This window comes from Ramlibacter sp., from assembly GCF_050250995.1.
Lineage (GTDB): Bacteria > Pseudomonadota > Gammaproteobacteria > Burkholderiales > Burkholderiaceae_C > Ramlibacter.
In genome coordinates, this window is the sequence record NZ_JBFWNP010000003.1 from 297334 (window position 1) to 311427 (window position 14094).

Consider the following 14094-nt stretch of genomic DNA (forward strand, 5'->3'; position numbering starts at 1 on the left):
AGTAACGTCAACACCGCTTCTTCAGGCGCAGGTCCGGGCAACCGCGAATGCCCCTGCGCCTGACCCACCCCCGACCACCAACCTCCGCATACGCGGGAACATGCACCGAGGACAGCCCACGCGGGCCTGCCCGTACGTGGAGCGTCGCGATCGGCATCGAGGCTGGTGATCGGGGTGGGTCGGGCGCAGGGGCATTCGCGGTTGCCCGGTCCTCACAGCCGAAGAGGCGGTGTTGACGTTTCTTCCGGTGGTTCGCTCGGGAGTCTCTCCGCGAGGTCCCCGGAGAACGACCCACCCCGGTCGCCGGCCGACCGGGCACCCCGGGTCGCGCGTGTCGGCGCGGGGCACTCGAACAAGAACGCTAATCGCCTCTAGATCGCGCGGCCCGCGTCGGCCCAGTACGGCTCGCGCAGCTTGCGCTTGAAGATCTTGCCCGAGTCCTCGCGCGGCAGGCTGTCGGCAAACGTCACCTGGCGCGGCACCTTGAAACCCGCGATGCGGGCCTTGAGGAAGGCGATGACGTCCTTCGCTTCGAGCGTCGCGCCCTCCGCGCGCTCGATCACCGCCATCAGCGACTCGCCGAGGTCGGGGTCGGGAATACCGAACACGGCGCAGTCCTTCACGCCGGGGCAGGTGATGAGCGTCGCCTCGATCTCGGCCGGGTAGATGTTCACGCCGCCCGCGATCACCATGTCGCGCTTGCGGTCGCACAGGTAGAGGAAATTCTCCGCGTCGAGGTAGCCGACGTCGCCGCACGAGACGAGTCCGTTGCGTTCGACCTCGGCACGTTTTTCCGGCAGCTTGTGGTACAGGAAATCGGCGGTGTAGACCTGCTTCACGTAGAGCTCGCCGGGTTGGCCGAGCGGCAGTTCCCGGCCCTCGTCGTCGAGCACCGCCACGGTCGCGCCGTCGACGATGCGGCCGACGGTGCCGGGATGGGCGAGCCAGTCCTTGCTGTCGGTGAAGGAGATCGGGCCCGTCTCCGAGGCGCCGTAGAACTCGTAGAGGATCGGCCCCCACCAGGCGATCATCGCCTTCTTGACCTCGGGCGAGCACGGCGCGGCGGAATGCACGATGAAACGCAGCGAGGACAAGTCGTAGCGCTCCCGCACCTCCTTCGGCAGCGCGAGCAGGCGCACGAACATCGTCGGCACCATGAACATCGTGGTGATGCGATGCCGCTCGACGAGCTGAAGCATTTCCTCGGCATCGAAGCGCGGCATGATGACCGTGAGTTCGCTGTACGTCGCGGCCTGCACGCAGAAGTTGTTGGGCGCGGAGTGGTACATCGGCCCGGTGACGAGCGAACGCGAATCGGGCGTGAGCCCGAACAGCAGCCGGCGCAGGACGTCCATGCCCGCGGCCTGCTCGGCATCGGGCGTGCCGCGCCGCACGCCCTTGGGCTTGCCGGTCGTGCCCGAGGTGTAGACCATGCTGTCGGGGAAGCGCACGCGCGGCGCCGTCCACTCGGGCTGTTGCGCGCGCCACGAATCCCAGTCGATCGTGCCGGGGGGCAAGGGCCAGGTGTCCTGCGCGATGCCATAGGCTGCGCGCACTTCGGGAGGCGGCGTCGCCACGAGGATCTTCACGTCGGCCGGAATCGCGTCGCGCACCGGCGCGAGCAGGTCGGCATGCGCGACGAGCACCTTCGCCTCGCAGTCCTGCATGAGGTACGCGACCTCGTCGCTCTTCAGGTGCCAGTTCACCGGCACGCTGTACGCGCCCAGCCGCGCGGCGGCCATCAGGCCCACGAGAAAGCTCAGCTCGTTGCGCAGCAGCAGCGCGACGGTGTCGCCGGCCTTCACGCCCATCGCGGCGAAGCCGGAGGCCACGCGCGCCGCGCGCTGCGCCAGTTCTTCCCTGGAGACCAGCGTGTCGCCGCTGCGAATGCCGGTCTCCTCGCGCGAGCCGCGCTGCGCCGTCGGTGCGTTCATGCGCGCCAGTCTATGCGCCGCGCCTGCCATCGTCAAGCCACTTACCAATCGCTTGCTTGGTGAGTACGATGCGGGTCTGGATTCGCTGCGCGAAGGAGGACAGGCAATGCCGGAGACGAAGAGACGGGGCCCGCTGGCGGGCGTGAAGGTCGTGGAGGTCGCGGGCATCGCGGCCGCGCCTTTCGGCGTGATGATGCTCGCCGACATGGGCGCGGACGTCGTGCGCGTGGACCGGCTGCCCGCCGGCGAGAAGCACGCGCGCGACCCGCGCGGCGACGTGCTCAACCGCGGGCGGCGCTCCATCGCGCTCGACATGAAGTCCGAGGAAGGCGCGGCCATCGTGCGCTCGCTGGTGAAGGACGCCGACGTGTTCGTCGAGGCGTTCCGCCCCGGCGTGATGGAGCGGCTGGGACTCGGCCCGAAGGAATTGCTGTCGGCCAACCCGAAGCTCGTCTATGCCCGCATGACGGGCTGGGGCCAGGACGGTCCGTGGGCGATGCGTGCGGGCCACGACATCAACTTCATCGGGCTCGCCGGGACGCTGCACGCGCTGGGCGCGAAGGACGCGCCGCCGGTGCCGCCGCTCAACCTCATCGGCGACTTCGGCGGCGGCGGGATGCTGCTGGCGTTCGGCATCGTGTGCGCGGTGCTGGAGGCTCGAGCATCCGGCAAGGGCCAGGTGGTCGACGCCGCGATGGTCGACGGCGCGGCGTCGCTCACGACCCTGTTCTACGGCCTCACCCAGAACGGGTTCTGGAAGGACCAGCGCGGCGCCAACCGCCTCGACGGCGCGGCCCCGCACTACGCGGCCTACGAGACGAGCGACGGCAAGTACATGGCGGTGGGCGCGCTCGAGCCGAAGTTCTACGAATCGTTTCTCGAAGGGCTCGGGATGGAGGACGAAGCACTGCCCGACGTGAACGACCGCAGGAACTGGGACGGACTGCGCGAGCGCTTCGCCTCGGTGTTCCGCACGCGGACGCGCCTCGAATGGGAGTCGATCTTCGGCGGGCTCGATGCCTGCGTCACGCCCGTCCTGTCGATCGCGGAGACCGCCGACGGTCCGCACGTGTCGGACCGCGGCACGGTCGTGCGCGCGGGCGGCGTGGAGCAGGCCGCGCCCGCGCCACGGTTCAGCCGGACGCCGGGGTCGCTCGGACTGCCGCCGCCGTATCCCGGCGAGCACACGCAGCAGGTGCTGGCGGCGAGCGGCTTCTGGCAGAAGCAGGCGGACGAGCTGGTCGCGAGCGGGAAGGTGTACCAGGCGCCTGCAGCTTAGCGGCTCCCTTCCCCCTTCGGAGAGGGTGTCAGGATCGCGTTCGCTTGCGCTCGTCGAGCAGCGACGGCCCGATCTGCTGGCGAAGCATCGCCACCAGATGCCGCGCGATCTGCGCGGGGCTGTGCGTGCGATCTTCCTGGTACCAGTAAGGCGTCCAGTTGAGCGCGCCGAGGATCTGCAGCCGCATGAGGCGGCGGTTCACGCCCGAGGGCAGCGGCAGCGCCTCGAGGAGCGACTTGAACAGGTCGTCGTATTCGTTGCGCGACGCGATGAGGCTCGGGCGCAGACGGGCCGCCACGAGCGACAGGCCGGGCGCGATGGCAGCGGAGAAAGGGCTCTTGAGCAGCGTCTGCAGATGCGCCACGGCCGCGGCCTCCAGGCGCTTCCACGGGTCGGTCTCCTTCTCGAGCGCCGACTGCACCGCACGCGTCATCTGAGTGATGCCTGCTTCGTACACCGCGAAGAAGAGTTCTTCCTTCGAGCTGAAGTGATAGAAGAGCGAGCCCGACAGCATGTTCACCGCGGACGCGATGTCGCGCATGGTCGCGCCTTCGAAGCCTTTCTCGCTGAAGAGCTGCGCGGCGGCCACGAGGATGTCCTCCCGGCGGTTCGCATTGGCCGCAGGGAGCGCCGCCGGGGCGGGGCCGGCCGCGGATGCACGCCTGGGGGCCGCCGCGCGCGAGCGGGCCGGCGGCTTCGCCGGAGGCTTCATCGCCGCCTTCGCAACAGACTTCACGGCCGACTTCGCCGCCGCCTTCACTGCCGTTTTCGCCGTCGTCGTGGATTTCGTCGCCATGTCGAGCGGAATCATAGCGCCTGCGCATCCCCGCGCCTTTGGAGGAAAGCACTTACCAAGCAAGCGCTTGGCAGGGCTTGACACCGCGCGGCGGCGCGCCCATCATCGCGTTCGAATCCGCCGGCCCTTCAATCCAACCCGGAGCGCGCAATTCCATGGCGACGATGGTGACGCTAGTCGCGAAGCAGTATCGAAACGGCATCCCGGTCGTCTTCCGCACGGCGTCGGACGATTTCCGCGCCGAACCGGTGAGCGTCCATGCGGTCGACGGCGCACGCTCGCAGGGCCTGTACTGGACGCACGCGAAGCATCCGCGGCCGAAGACCGCGCTGCTCTTCATGCATCCGAACGTGGACTTCACGCGCCACTACGCGATTCCGCGCCTGCTCGATGCAGGCTTCGCATGCCTGGGCGCGAACACGCGCAGCCCCAACAACGACTCCGCCACGGTCCACGAGCAGATCATTCTCGACGTGCAGGCGCACGTCGCGTTCCTGAAGAAGCAGCCGGGCATCGAGCAGGTGGTGCTGGTCGGCAACTCCGGCGGCGGCTCCCTGATGGCGCTCTACCAGGCGCAGGCGCAACTGCCGCCCGCGCAGCGCCTGAAGCGCACGCCCGGCGGAAAGCCGCTCAAGCTGTCCGAGACCGACTTGCCTCCGGCGGACGGGATCATGTTCCTGGCCGCGCACCGCGGTGAAGGCAGCGTGATGAACAGCGTGATCGACCCCTCGGTGGTGGACGAGGCGAACCCGTGGCTCACCGACGCCTCGCTCGACATGTACGCGCAGCACAACGGCTTTCGCGAGCCGCCCGCGTGGAGCGAGTACGACGCAGGCTTCATCGAGCGCTACCGCCGCGGGCAACTGGAGCGCGTCGCGCGCATCGACCGCATGGCGCGCGCCCTGATCGCGCAGACGCAGCAGATGTCGCAGCGCGCGAAGGAGCCGAATCATGCGGCGATGCCGCAGGACGAGCGCCGCGACATCCTGCGCAGCCAGGTGTTCCAGCCGATCATGACCGTCTACCGCACGCAGGCGAACCTGTGCTACGCCGACGCGCGGCTCGATCCGTCGGCGCGCGAGTACGGCTCGCTGATGAGCCCGCGGCCGGACGTGATGAACTTCAACCTGATCGGCTTCGGCCGCGTCACCACGCCGCAGGCCTGGCTGTCGACGTGGTCGGGACTGAGCACGAACGCGGACCTTGTGAAGACCGGACCGTCGATCACGGCGCCCGCGCTGGTCGTGCATGCGGAGCGCGACCAGGACGTCTTCGAGCAGGCCGACGCGCGAGCGATTCTCGGCGCGCTCGCATCGCAGGACAAGCGCCTCGACATCGTCGCGGGCGCCCGCCACTACTTCGAGCCCGACGAACCCGGCGCGGACACCCGCGCACTCGACGCCGCGATGGACGTCGTGGTCGACTGGCTCGCGAAACGCTTTCCCCGCTGAACGCCGACCGCCGACACCGAACGCAGACCCACGAAGGAGACAAAGGCATGAAACGACTGATGAAGCACATGCTCGCCGCAGCCGCGGCGACACTGGCGCTGAGCTTCCCCGCCGCTGCGAAGGACACCATCGTCTTCGCCTACGTGATCGATCCGCTGCACGAGGCCATGCTGTACGCACTGAAGACCGGCAAGGTCACGTCGGACAAGGTCCACGTCGACGCCAAGGCGGTCGACCTCGCCGCCTTGCTGCAGGGCACGGTGTCGAAGCGATTCGACCTCGTCGAGACGGCCGCCACCTCGCTGCCGCGCGCCATCGACCAGGGGCTCGAGCTGAAGATCGTCGCGACCGCGCTGCGCGCGCAGGACGGCCAGGGCACCGACATCTGGGTGAAGAACAACAGCCCGATCAAGGACATCAGGGACATCAAGGGCAAGCTCGTCGGCTTTCCCGCGATCAGCTCCACGAGCGTGACGCTCGCGCGCATCGCGCTGTGGAAGGGCGCGGGCCTCAACATCGACGTGAACGGCGGCGACTTCAAGTACCAGGAAACGCCCAGCCCCGCGCTCGCCGGCACGCTGAGCACGGGCCGCATCGACGCGGCCATGCTCGCGCTCAGCTATGGCTACCGAGCGAAGAAGTCGGGCGAGTTCCGCTCGATCTTCAACGCCAACAAGACGAACTTCAACGTGTTCGGCGTGCCGCCGGTCACGGCCGTGATCGTCGGCTACCCGGAGAAGCTGTCGAAGAACCCCGAGGCCTACCGCGCCGCCATCGAGCTGCTGCGCGCCTCGCGCAACTACGCGCTCGCGAACAAGGAGGAGGTGTTCAAGGCCGTGGGCAAGGCCGAGAACATCGACCCCGAGTTCTTCGAGACCTGCATCAAGGAATACTTCGACTTCCCGGTCACGATCACCAAGGGCGACGTCACTGCCATCGGCAAGCTCTGGGAGTTCTCGCGCGAGCTGAAGCTCCTCACGAAGTACCCCGACGTCAACTCGGTGATCTGGGACCGCGCGCTGCGCGAATGAACGAAGAGCGAACGTTTCGAGTGACCGGCATGGCGCAACCCCTCATCGTCTTCGACCGCGTCAACACGGTCCTGGGCGGCTCGCCGCTCTACGACGAAATTTCGTTCTCGGTCCACCCGGAGGAATTCGTCTGCCTGCTCGGGCCGAGCGGATGCGGCAAGTCGACGGCGCTGCGCCTGCTGGGCGGCCTGCTGCCCGCGTCCGCAGGCACGATCGGGATCGACGGCAAGACGCCGGCCGACGGCTGGGAGGAAATGGCCTTCGTCTTCCAGTCGCCGCGGCTCGCGGGCTGGCGCGACGCGGTCGAGAACGTGCTGCTCGGCGTGCAGCTTCGCAAGGGCCGCATCGACGACGCCGACCGCACGATGGCGCGCGAGCTGCTCGCCAAGGTGGGACTCTCCAACGACGGCCACAAGTTTCCGCGCATGTTGTCGGGCGGCGAGCGCCAGCGCGTGGCCATCGCACGCGCGCTGGCGGTGCAGCCGCGCATCCTGCTGATGGATGAGCCCTTCTCCGCGCTCGATCCGACCACGCGGCACCGCTTGCGCGAGGAGATCGTCTCCATCCGCGACACGATGAAGAAGACCATCGTATTCGTCACGCACGACGTCGACGAGGCGCTCATCCTGGCCGACCGGATCCTCGTGTTCTCCAACAAGCCCGCGCGCATCGTGGCGGACATCCGGCCGGCCGCAGCGCGTCCGCGCGACGTGCAGTCGGACCCGCTCCTGCGCGACCAGCGCGCGGAATTGCTGCGGCTGTTCGAGTCGTCGTCCACGGCCGAGGAAGCGGCGCCCGCGTGACGCAGGCTTCCGCATCGACCGCTGCCGCGCCCTGGCCCGGCGAGCGCGCAGCCACATCGTCGAAGGCGCTGTGGGCGCACGGCTTCACCCTCGCCTGCCTGCTCGCCTGGTGGGGCGCATCGCTCGTGCTGCCGCCGTATCTCATCGCGGGGCCGGTCGATGTCGTCGTGCGCGCCGCCCAGTTCTTCACCAACAAGTTCGACTTCATGAACCTGATGGTTTCGCTGTTCCACGTGGTGTCGGCCGTCGTGCTCGCCTGCACCATCGGCTTCGCGCTCGCGCTCATGGCGTACTACGTGCCGGCCGCGCGGCTCATGATCCGCCACCGCTGGTATCCGTTCTTCAATTCGTTCTCCGGCATCGGCTGGGCCATCATCGCCATGCTGTGGTTCGGCCCCAGTCACGTCACGGTCATCTTCGCGATGACGACGGTGATGGTGCCCTTCGTCTTCATCAACGTCACCGAGGGCCTGCTCGCGCTCGACGCCGAGCTGCTGGAGATGAGCCGCAGCTTCACGCGCAGGTCATGGCGCAGCTTCCTGCATATCGTCTTCCCATCGCTGCTGCCCTTCCTTTTCGCCGCGCTGCGCATCTGCGCGGGCGTCGCATGGAAGTCGACGCTGCTGGCCGAGCTGTTCGGCACGAACCAGGGCCTGGGCTTCATGGTCAACCAGGCGCGCCTGGCCTACGACTGCAAGACGATCATGGCGGTCATCCTGCTGATCATCGCGGTGGTCTACATCACCGACCGCCTCATCTTCAGCCCGATCCAGAAACGACTGGCGCGCCACTATGAAAACGCCTGAGCATCCGCTCGTGCCCCGCGTGCTGGCCGAAGGCAGCGTGCTGTTCGTGCTCGTCCTCTGGTGGGCCGCGTCGCTGCGCATGCCGGCCTTCGTGCTGCCTTCCCCCGGCGACGTGGGCCGCGCGATGCTCTCCCTCTTCGTCAACCCGGACTTCAACAAGCACGTGGCCGCGAGCGTGCTGCGCCTGATGTTCGCCATCGCGCTCGCCATGATGCTCGGCGGCGCGCTCGCGCAGTTGGCGCGCAGCTTCGGCTTCCTCGAGTGGGTGGTGATGCGGCGCATCCTGCCCTTCCTCAACTCGTTTCCGTCGATGGGCTGGGCCGTGCTGGCCGTGCTCTGGTTCGGCGTCTCGACGACGGGCGTCGTGTTCGTCGAGGTCGCGATCCTGCTGCCGTTCGCGCTGATCAACCTCGCGGCGGGCCTGCAGGAGATCGACTCGGAGATCGTCGAGATGGGCCGCAGCTTCACCCGCAGCCGCTGGCGCGCGCTCACGCGCATCTACCTGCCACTGCTCATGCCCTACATCGTGGCGACGCTGCGCATGTCCTACGGCATCGGCTGGAAGATCGCGCTGGTCGCCGAGCTCTTCGGCGCGGAGGAAGGGCTGGGCTTTCTCATGGTGCGCGCGCAGTACAACGGGCAGTCGGACACCGTGTTCGCGACCTGCCTCACCATCGTGCTGATCTTCATCGTGGGGGAGAAGCTGCTGATCGATCCGCTGGCGCGGAGGTTCGGGCAGGCTTGACCCCTCGGGCGAGCCTACGCGTCGGCGATCAGCGAACCAGATCCTTCCACGGCTCCAGCAGGAATTTCTCGCCCGTGCTGCGCCGCGAGAACGCCTCGATCACCTCGGGCTGCAGCGCTTCGGACAGCGACACGCTGCGCGTGTAGTGACTGGCGAAGGTGCTCGTGAGTTCATCGGCCACGCGCGCCTTCAAGCTTCGCACCGTCTCGGCCGGGGCCTTCTCCAGGAAGTGGAACAGCAGCCAGCCGCCCGCCCCCCACGCCATGCCGATGTCGCGCGGGAGTTCCAGCGGCCGCGGGTCGAGCCCGCCGTAGACATACAGCTGCTTGAAGGTTTTCGAGCCGTAGCGGCTGAACTTTTCGCCCGGGCGCCGGCGCAAGGCCGACTCCATGCAGCTGAGGACCTGCCCCCCGAGCGGACCGCCGCCGGTCGGGTCGAACGCCAGCGTCGCGCCCGTCGTGGCGATGGCCTCCGTCAGCTCCTCGCGGAACACCGGCGATGTGGAGTCGCACACGTGGCGGGCGCCCTGCGCCCGCAGCAACTGCGCCTGCGCCGCGGATCGGACGATGTTGACGAGCGGGATGCCGTCCTTCAGGCAGATGCGCAACAGCATCTGGCCGAGATTCGAGGCGGCGGCGATCTGCACGATCGCGCCGTGCCCTTCGTCGCGCAGGGTCTCCACGAAGCCCAGCGCGGTCAGGGGATTCACGAAACACGACGCGCCCTGCGCGGGGGTCGTCCCCTCCGGCAGCACGAGGCAGTCCGCCGCGCGGACGCAGCGGTACTGCGAGTACATGCCGCCGCCCATGACCGCGACGGTGCGACCGAGCAGCCGCTGCGCCTCGGGGGAGCTGCCGGCGGCCACCACGATGCCCGCGCCCTCGTTGCCCACGGCCATGGGGATGCCGACGCGTGCGGCCTGGCTCGCCATCGCCGCGGCGGGAATGGGCGCGATCACGCGCGAACCGTGCTCGCCCGGCACGGAGCGAATGCCACCCATGTCCGCGGGGCCCAGCAGGAGGCCGATGTCCGACGGATTGATCGGCGCCGCTTCGACACGGATCAACACATCGCCGGTCCCGGGCGCCGGCACTGCTTCACTCGCCAGCGAGAGTTCGAGATGCCCGTCCGCCGTGACGAGCGAGCGCAGGGCGAGCGTGGTGTGAGCGTCCATCGGGGAAGGATACGGGTTCAGAACGCGCCGCGCACGTCCAGCAACGCGCCCGCCACGTACGACGAGTCGCGGCCGTCCGCGAGCCAGACGATCGAACGCGCGATTTCGTCGGCCTGGGCGATGCGGCCCATCGGCACCATCTTGACCATCTGCGCGAGCTGGCCCGGCGGCCTCTCGGCATGGATCTCGGTGTCGACGATGCCCGCGCGAACGCAATTGACCCGGATGCCCTCCGCGGCGACTTCCTTCGCGAGGCCCACCGTCATCGTGTCCAGCGCGCCCTTGCTCGCGGCGTAGTGCACCCACACGCCGGGGGAGCCGAGCTGCGACGCGCCCGAGCCGACGTTGACGATCGCGCCGCCGCGCCCGCCGTGGCGGGTCGACATGCGGCGCACGGCCTCCCGTGCGCACAGGAACGGCGCGCGCACGTTGATGCGGAACACGCGATCGAGCTGCTCCGCGGTCACCGAGTCGACGCGCGACATGCCGCCGCTCATGCCCGCGTTGTTGACCAGCGCCGTGAGCGGGCCGAGCCGGTCGGCGGCCTCGAACGCGCGCACGATGGCAGCCTCGTCGGCGATGTCGGCTGCGCAGGCTTCGGCCCGGCCGCCGTCGGCGCGTATCGCGTCGACCAACGAGCGCGCGTCGGCCTCCCGGTCGCGGTAGACCATCATCACGGCCCAACCGCGCGCGGCGGCGAGACGGGAGGTCGCTGCGCCGATGCCGCGCGTGCCGCCGGTCACCAGCATGACGCCGCGATCGTCCCGAAGAGCTGTGGCCATGCGCTCGTCTCCCTCGAAATGAAATCAGACGCTGAGGTAGTCCCGCAGCACCTGCTCGTTGCCTTCCAGGTCGCTGCTCGTGCCCTTGAAGCACACCTCGCCCTTCGACAGCACGTAGTGCCGGTCGCCGAGGTCCAGCGCCGCGCGCAGGTTCTGCTCGATCAGCAGCACGGCGAGGCCTTCGCGCTTGAGCGTGCGCAGCACTTCCATGATCTCGCGCACGATCAGCGGCGCGAGGCCTTCGGAGGGCTCGTCGAGCAGCAGCAGCGTCGGGTTGAGCATGAGCGCGCGCGCGATCGAGAGCATCTGCTGCTCGCCGCCGGAGAGCTGGAAGCCGAGGTTTCGCTCGCGCTCCTGCAAGCGGGGAAAGAGCTGGTAGACGGCGTCCAGCGTCCAACGCCCCTTGTCGCCGTGCCGCGCCATGGTCGTGAGGTTCTCCTTCACCGTGAGGCTCGGGAATATGCCGCGCTCCTGCGGCACGAAGCCGATGCCGGCGCGCGACACCTTGTGCGGCGCCCAGCCGGAGATGTCCTTGCCCTCGAACGTCACCTTGCCGGGACGCGGCGCGAGATAGCCCATGATGGTGAGCGCGGTGGTCGTCTTGCCGGCGCCGTTGCGCCCGAGCAGGCACACCACCTCGCCCTGCGCGAGCTCGAGCGACACGCCATGCAGGATGTGGCTGTCGCCGTAATACGCATGCACGCCGGCCAGGGACAGCATCAGTGCGCCTCCCCGAGGTAGACCTCGCGCACCCGCGCCGACGCCTGGATCTCCGTCGGCGTGCCGCTGGCGAGCACGGCGCCGTAGTAGAGGACGGTGATGCGGTCGGCCAGCGAGAACACCACTTTCATGTCGTGCTCGATCATCAGCAGCGCCAGCGATTTCGGCAGCCCGCGCACGAGCGCGATCATGCCGTCGGTCTCGCTCGGCGACATGCCGGAGGTGGGCTCGTCGAGCAGCAGCAGTTCCGGCTCCGAAGCGAGCGCGATCGCGATCTCGAGCTGGCGCTGCTCGCCGTACGAGAGTTCCGAGACCTTGCGTTCCGCATCGCCGTGCAGGCCGACGCTCGCCAGCAGTTCGTCCGCGCGCTCCCACAAGCCGCGATCGGCCTGGATGGAGCGCAGCGCCTGGTAGATGTTGCCGCGATGCGCCTGCACCGCCAGGCGCACGTTCTCGCGCACGCTCAGGCCGCGGAACAGGTTGTTCTTCTGGAAGGTGCGGGCGATGCCGCGACGGCAGATCGCCTCCGGCGCGAGCCCGGCGATGTCCTCGCCCTTGAAGAGGATGCGGCCCGAGCTCGGCTGCAGCTGGCCGCCCAGCTGATTGACGAAGCTGGTCTTGCCGGCGCCGTTGGGGCCGATCAGCGCATGGCGCTCGCCCGGCAGGATCTCGAGGTCGACGTCGCTCGTGACCACGAGGCTGCCGAACGCGCGGTTCAGCTTCTCGGTGCGCAACAGGGCGTTCATCGCCGCCGCCCGGTCCAGCGCGGCCACTGCTGGAGCACCAGGTCCCAGATGCCCTGGCGCATGAACATCACGCATGCGATGAACACGACGCCCACCCAAAGCATCCAGTACTGCGTGTGCGAGCTGACGACGTGCTTGAGCATGAGGAACAGCGCGGTCCCGATGATGGGACCCGTGATCGTTCCCGCCCCGCCGAGGATCACCATCAGCACCCCGTCGCCGGACAGCACCCAGTGCAGGATGTCGCTGGAGACGAAGGCGTTGAAGAACGCGTAGAGCGCGCCCCCGAAGCCCGCCACCGCGCCGGCGATGGTGAAGGCGATCAGCTTGATGCGCTGCACCGGGTAGCCGATGGCGCGCATGCGCTGCTCGTTCTCGCGCACGCCGATCATCGCGGAGCCGAGCGGCGAGGCGATCAGCCTGCGCAAGCCCCACCACACGAGCACGAAGCCCACCGCGATCACCCAGTACTGCGTGGAGCGGTCGTCCAGGCTCCAGCCGAAGAACGAGGGCCGCTTGAACCCCGGCAGGCCGTCGGTGCCGCCGGTCACCGAGCGCCACTTCACCGCCACCGAGAACAGCAGCTGCGAGAACGCCATGGTGAGCATCAGGAACGGAATGCCGCTCACCCGGATGCAGAAGAAGCCGATCGCGAGGGCGGCGACCGTCGACAGCGCGATGCCGGCCAGCATCCCCCACCAGCCGCCCACGCCCAGGTGTACGCCGAGGGTCACGACCGCGTACGCCGAGAGGCCGAAGAACGCGGCATGGCCGAAGGACATGAGGCCGGTGTAGCCGACCAGCAGGTCGAGGCTCATCGCGAAGATGGCGAACACCAGCACTTCGGCGACCAGGCTGCTCGCGTAGTCGCCGGCCAGCGGCACGAGCGCCAGCGCGAGTCCCGCCGCCGCGAGCAAAGCCGTGCGCAGCCCCCGCCCGTCGTCCTTCATGCCTTGCTCACCCCGAACAGACCCTGCGGCCGGGTGAGCAGCACCACCACCATCAGGAAATAGACCGCGAACAGCGCCAGGTCGGGGAAGTAGGCCTTGCCCAGGGTGTCGACGACGCCGACGAACATGCTGGACACGAAGGCGCCGCGCAGGCTGCCCATGCCGCCGATCACCACCACGATGAAGGCCGGGATCAGGATCTCGAAGTCGATGCCGGTGTAGACGCCGAGCACCGGTCCCGCCGCCGCGCCGCCCAGGGCCGCAAGCCCGACGCCGAGCGCGAAGATCGCGCCGAAGAGCAACTGCACGTTGACGCCCAGGCCCGACGCCACGGCCGCATCGTCCACGCCCGCGCGCACCATGGCGCCCACGCGGCTGCGCTCCAGGAACAGCCACAGCAATACGGCGATCGCCCCGCCGAACGCGATGAGGAAGAGCCGGTACTTGGGCACGATCACGCCGAAGATCTCGAACGCCCCCTCGAGCATCTGCGGCACGGCGATGTTGCGGATCTCCGGACCCCATGCCATGCGCACCAGGTCCGAGATCACGAACGTGAATCCGAAGGTGAGGAGCACCTGGTCGAGATGGGTTCGCGAATAGAGGTAGCGGATGAACAGCCGCTCCATGGCGAAGCCGAGCACCACCGCGGGTATCCAGCCGAGCGCGAGGCCGGCGAAGAAGCTGCCCGTCCAGTTGACGATGGAGAGCGCGAAGAACGCCCCCAGCATGAAGAACGAGCCGTGCGCGAGGTTGACGACGTTCATCAGGCCGAAGATCAGCGAGAGGCCCGCCGACATGAGGAACAGCAGCATGCCCAGCACGAGGCCATTGACGATCTGTGTGACGGCGAGTTGCACGGGCGGGCGCGGGTACG

Annotated in this window: 14 protein-coding genes; 6 read left to right on the plus strand and 8 right to left on the minus strand. The window is 68.6% G+C overall.

Translation table 11 applies throughout. From position 1 onward, the window contains the following. Window positions 1-371: 371 nt before the first annotated feature. Window positions 372-1934: an acyl-CoA synthetase gene (locus AB7E83_RS05110; RefSeq protein ID WP_428566003.1), complete on the minus strand. Its 1563-nt coding sequence runs from the start codon at window positions 1932-1934 to the stop codon at window positions 372-374. A gap of 106 nt (window positions 1935-2040) precedes the next feature. Here AB7E83_RS05110 and AB7E83_RS05115 point away from each other — a divergent pair, with 106 nt between their 5' ends. Beyond that, window positions 2041-3213 (plus strand): CaiB/BaiF CoA transferase family protein, encoded by a 1173-nt coding sequence (locus tag AB7E83_RS05115; RefSeq protein ID WP_428566006.1) that lies wholly within the window; start codon window positions 2041-2043, stop codon window positions 3211-3213. Between the two features lie 28 nt (window positions 3214-3241). Here AB7E83_RS05115 and AB7E83_RS05120 read toward each other — a convergent pair whose 3' ends face one another. Beyond that, window positions 3242-4009, minus strand: a complete 768-nt coding sequence (locus AB7E83_RS05120) for a TetR/AcrR family transcriptional regulator (protein ID WP_428566009.1) — start codon at window positions 4007-4009, stop codon at window positions 3242-3244. A 155-nt stretch (window positions 4010-4164) separates the two neighbouring features. Here AB7E83_RS05120 and AB7E83_RS05125 point away from each other — a divergent pair, with 155 nt between their 5' ends. From AB7E83_RS05125 to AB7E83_RS05145, 5 genes are read left to right on the plus strand one after another with little or no spacing between them, the layout of a single operon-like run. Continuing rightward, complete coding sequence (locus AB7E83_RS05125; RefSeq protein ID WP_428566011.1) at window positions 4165-5460, plus strand: hypothetical protein; 1296 nt, start codon at window positions 4165-4167, stop codon at window positions 5458-5460. A gap of 47 nt (window positions 5461-5507) precedes the next feature. Then, window positions 5508-6491, plus strand: coding sequence for an ABC transporter substrate-binding protein (locus tag AB7E83_RS05130; RefSeq protein ID WP_428566014.1), 984 nt, complete (start codon window positions 5508-5510; stop codon window positions 6489-6491). A gap of 29 nt (window positions 6492-6520) precedes the next feature. After that, window positions 6521-7294, plus strand: coding sequence for an ABC transporter ATP-binding protein (locus AB7E83_RS05135; RefSeq protein WP_428566017.1), 774 nt, complete (start codon window positions 6521-6523; stop codon window positions 7292-7294). Continuing rightward, on the plus strand, window positions 7291-8100 hold the full coding sequence (locus AB7E83_RS05140) for an ABC transporter permease (protein WP_428566021.1): 810 nt from the start codon (window positions 7291-7293) through the stop codon (window positions 8098-8100). Before AB7E83_RS05135 ends, AB7E83_RS05140 begins: the two co-directional genes overlap by 4 nt. Further along, the gene (locus tag AB7E83_RS05145; protein WP_428566024.1) at window positions 8087-8845 is read left to right on the plus strand and encodes an ABC transporter permease; all 759 of its coding nucleotides are present in this window, start codon (window positions 8087-8089) and stop codon (window positions 8843-8845) included. Before AB7E83_RS05140 ends, AB7E83_RS05145 begins: the two co-directional genes overlap by 14 nt. 28 nt (window positions 8846-8873) lie before the next feature. Here AB7E83_RS05145 and AB7E83_RS05150 read toward each other — a convergent pair whose 3' ends face one another. Genes AB7E83_RS05150 through AB7E83_RS05175 form a run of 6 tightly spaced genes read right to left on the minus strand, consistent with a single transcriptional unit; the run spans window position 8874 to window position 14077 of the window. Beyond that, window positions 8874-10019 (minus strand): zinc-binding dehydrogenase, encoded by a 1146-nt coding sequence (locus AB7E83_RS05150; RefSeq protein WP_428566027.1) that lies wholly within the window; start codon window positions 10017-10019, stop codon window positions 8874-8876. Between the two features lie 17 nt (window positions 10020-10036). Continuing rightward, window positions 10037-10801, minus strand: coding sequence for an SDR family NAD(P)-dependent oxidoreductase (locus tag AB7E83_RS05155; RefSeq protein WP_428566030.1), 765 nt, complete (start codon window positions 10799-10801; stop codon window positions 10037-10039). Window positions 10802-10825: 24 nt separating this feature from the next. Further along, window positions 10826-11521: an ABC transporter ATP-binding protein gene (locus tag AB7E83_RS05160; protein ID WP_428566033.1), complete on the minus strand. Its 696-nt coding sequence runs from the start codon at window positions 11519-11521 to the stop codon at window positions 10826-10828. Then, a complete protein-coding gene (locus tag AB7E83_RS05165) occupies window positions 11521-12267 on the minus strand; it encodes an ABC transporter ATP-binding protein (RefSeq protein WP_428566168.1) in 747 nt (248 codons plus the stop codon). Before AB7E83_RS05165 ends, AB7E83_RS05160 begins: the two co-directional genes overlap by 1 nt. Next, entirely contained in the window at window positions 12264-13217 is a 954-nt protein-coding gene (locus AB7E83_RS05170) for a branched-chain amino acid ABC transporter permease (RefSeq protein ID WP_428566036.1), read from the minus strand. Before AB7E83_RS05170 ends, AB7E83_RS05165 begins: the two co-directional genes overlap by 4 nt. Continuing rightward, window positions 13214-14077 carry a branched-chain amino acid ABC transporter permease gene (locus tag AB7E83_RS05175; protein WP_428566038.1) on the minus strand — a complete coding sequence of 288 codons (864 nt, stop codon included), beginning with the start codon at window positions 14075-14077 and terminating at the stop codon, window positions 13214-13216. Before AB7E83_RS05175 ends, AB7E83_RS05170 begins: the two co-directional genes overlap by 4 nt. Between the last annotated feature and the right edge of the window lie 17 nt (window positions 14078-14094).